Below are 3,078 nucleotides of genomic sequence, written 5' to 3' on the forward strand. Positions count from 1 at the left end.
AGCAGAACGTGGTCCCGATCGGCGCCAACCGGCATGAGGCCGGGCGGGATCCGGTGACCGGGCGTGTCGGACGGGCCCGGGCCGTCGGCGGCGATCCCCGGCGGTGGGGGATCCGCCGCGCCACCCGAGGAGATCACCGTGTCGTCCCCGGCGCCCGAGCCGTGCAGCGCGGAGCCGTCCGGGCCGCTGAGCACCGTCGCCGCGACCGTCACGCCGTCCGCCTCCGGCACGCCTCGGACCCCGGCCGGACCCACTGTGCCCGCGAACCCCCTCGGCCCGGACAGCCCCCTCGGCCCGGACAGGAAGGGCGGCCGCGAGACCAGGTCCGCGGCGTCCGGCGGCCGGATCACCGCGGTGACGTCGGAGGGCTCCTGGGCGGAAGGTTCCTCGGCGTCACCGGCATCGCCCGACGCGCCGGAACCGCCGGCGGCCACCGCCCCGACGGCTCCGAAAGCTCCGGGCACACCCGGAACACCGACCGCGCCGAGAACACCCGGAACACCTGGAACACCGGGTGCGCTCCCGGCACCGACGGCGCCGAACCGGTCAGCGAGGTCGGCGGCGAGCAGCGCCGCGCCCATCGCCACATCCGCGTCCGAACCGTGGTCGATCCGGCCGATCCCGCTGAAGGTCTCCCGCAGCCGGCGGGCCACCAACGGAAGGTGGGAGATCCCGCCGGACAACAGGATCCGGGACAGCTCGGCGGAGGTCACCGGCACCGAGCGGAGCGCCCGGCGGAAGGTCATGATCGTGTCATCGACGATCGGGCCGATGAGAGTCTCCAGCTCCGCCCGGCTCAGCGTGACGAAGGTATCGACTCCGGGAAGGGAGACCGGAACGTCGACCTCGTCCTCACCGGAAAGGATCTCCTTCGCCTGCGCGCACTCCCGCCGCAGCCTGCCGAGCGCGGTCCGGATCATCGGGTCGGAACGGTCAAGCGCCGCACGCTCGACACTCGCGCCGGTCAGCACCCGGTCGACCAGGAGCTCGTCGAGCTCGAGGCCGGCGCCGTGGCGCAGACCCGCGGCCAAGCCGAGCAGCTGGAACCCGAACGGCGAGAAGGACAGGATCCCCGTGTCGAGGAAGCCGGCGCCGAAGTCGTACCATCCGACCAACTCAACGGTCTGGGTCGAGGAGCCGTGAGACAGCAGGGTTCCGATCGCGTCGGCGGCCGGGAACGCCGCGACGGGCACCGTGACATCGGAGAGCTGGCTCACGGCGTCCGCGAACACCTCGCGCCGGGCCGCCGACCAGAACGTCGGGAACGTCACGACGACCTGGTCCGGCTCCGACCCGAGCTGCTCGGTGGCGGCCGTGACGACGTAGGTCACCAACCGGGCGATCAGTCCCTCCCGGCTGTAGGCGGCACCCCCGAGCAGAACGGGACCGCTGTCCCCGAGCCGGCGCAGGAGGTCGGTCGCGGCACGCTCGGGGTCGACCAGCGACCGGCGGTCCGCCGCGCGGGCGAACTGCAGGCCACCGGCCGGGGCGGCGTAGACCACCGACGGCAGGCGACGCTGGCCGCTCAGTTCGAGCACGCGGGGCCAGCCTCCGTCCGCCACCCCGACGATCGTGTTCGCGGATCCGAGGTCGATACCCAGCTGATAGCTCACCGCGTCTCCCGAAACCTACGCGATCATCACGGCGACCGGAGCCACGGTACTCCGCTCGGCCGCCGGAGATCCTTCCACTCCCGTTACCACGATCATCGTGGACGTTTGACCAGGCAATATTTGTGTCCGAGAGCGGACAAAATATTTCCGGCTCCCGTTGAGCCGGTGAGCAGGTCACTGAGTCGCCGAACGGTGCCGGACGGTGCCGGGCCCCGGCCCGACCGGCCTGCCGCGGGTCCGACGGTGCCATGACGCTGGGCCCGCCAGGACCGGCCGATGCGCCGTGCCGGACACCTCGCGTCCGGAACTCCATGATCCAGCATCCTGTGATCGCGGCACCCTGTGATCGTCAACACCTCCTACCCGGATAGGCGAGGACACCGAGCAGGACACGGCGGGGTGGAGCCCTGGATCCGGCGGCTCTCGGGGATCTCCGACCAGCCGAGATCTACTCCTTACCCGGGGGCCGGCGAGGCCGGTCCCAATCAGGTCGGCAGATGCCGGACGAACATGCCGACCAGAATCTTCCCATCGGTCCGGGAGTCGCCGGGGAAGAAGTGAATACGATTCCGATGCGGTTCGAGTTTTGAATGCCATTCACACCGGACGGAGAAACCCCGGAATATGACGTCACGTCTGCGCATCAGAGTAGCAGATCCCCGAGTCCTACCCTCGATACTGACGGCTATCCCCAGGCGCGCGGAAATCTGCGCGGAGGAACCATTCTCGGCAATGAACAAATCGGAAAACCGATCATTTAATGCGGCAAGATGAAGAACAGCAGTATCTCTCAGGGAGTAGCCGCCATCAAATTTTCGAAAGGTTAGGCCGTCGGCGAAAAGGAGTCGAGGAAAAGCTTTCTCCGCGTGCACGAAGAAAATCTCCTCGGCTATGTCCTCCAGCTTGAAGAGAGACCGGTAGAAGAACCTGAGATGCTCGTCCCCGTCGATGAAGACCAACGTGGCGCCGTCCTCCTTCGGGGACGTAATGAAGTAACAAATACGTGATCGAGAGCATCATCGCAGGTCACAGGCCCGTGGAGGGTTCGAAACGCGCAAGTTATTTCATTTCAACTCCTTCGCAATGACCAGCCGAGGTCCCGCCAACCCACGCCACCGCATCGTCAGGACCGCCACATTCCTGCCCATCCCGACCAGCTGAACGGCACGCTCCACTCCGAGACCGTGGTTCAGAGAGCCGTCGATGGGGACGTAATGAAGTAACAAATACGTGATCGAGAGCATCATCGCAGGTCACAGGCCCGTGGAGGGTTCGAAACGCGCAAGTTATTTCATTTCAACTCCTTGGACAACTGTACTCTTACCTGCATTGTTCAGGCCGGTTAGCACGGTGAGAGACCTGAAATCAAGGCTCAGGTCGGCGAACGCCTTGAAGTTTCTGACCCGAAGCCGCTCGATCATTCGACACCTGAGGCAACGACGCTTCGAGTAATCGCGAACCGGTT

The 3,078-nt window shown here is 66.6% G+C and carries 4 protein-coding genes; all 4 read right to left on the reverse strand.

Annotation, left to right across the window (positions count from 1 at the left end):
- On the reverse strand, positions 1-1,613 hold a 1,613-nt coding region (locus ACY45C_RS15865), incomplete at its 3' end, for an Hsp70 family protein (protein ID WP_462188365.1).
- A gap of 485 nt (positions 1,614-2,098) precedes the next feature.
- Complete coding sequence (locus ACY45C_RS15870; RefSeq protein WP_462188366.1) at positions 2,099-2,572, reverse strand: hypothetical protein; 474 nt, start codon at positions 2,570-2,572, stop codon at positions 2,099-2,101.
- A 105-nt stretch (positions 2,573-2,677) separates the two neighbouring features.
- Complete coding sequence (locus ACY45C_RS15875) at positions 2,678-2,860, reverse strand: hypothetical protein (protein WP_462188367.1); 183 nt, start codon at positions 2,858-2,860, stop codon at positions 2,678-2,680.
- A 39-nt stretch (positions 2,861-2,899) separates the two neighbouring features.
- Entirely contained in the window at positions 2,900-3,034 is a 135-nt protein-coding gene (locus tag ACY45C_RS15880; protein WP_462188373.1) for an AAA family ATPase, read from the reverse strand.
- Positions 3,035-3,078: the final 44 nt, after the last annotated feature.

This window comes from Frankia sp. CcWB2 (genome assembly GCF_977927585.1).

Bases quoted from the DNA above. Each gene is read 5' to 3' on its own strand.
- ACY45C_RS15880 (WP_462188373.1), bottom strand. From the start codon at position 3,034: ATGATCGAGCGGCTTCGGGTCAGAAACTTCAAGGCGTTCGCCGACCTG.
- ACY45C_RS15875 (WP_462188367.1), bottom strand. From the start codon at position 2,860: ATGATGCTCTCGATCACGTATTTGTTACTTCATTACGTCCCCATCGAC.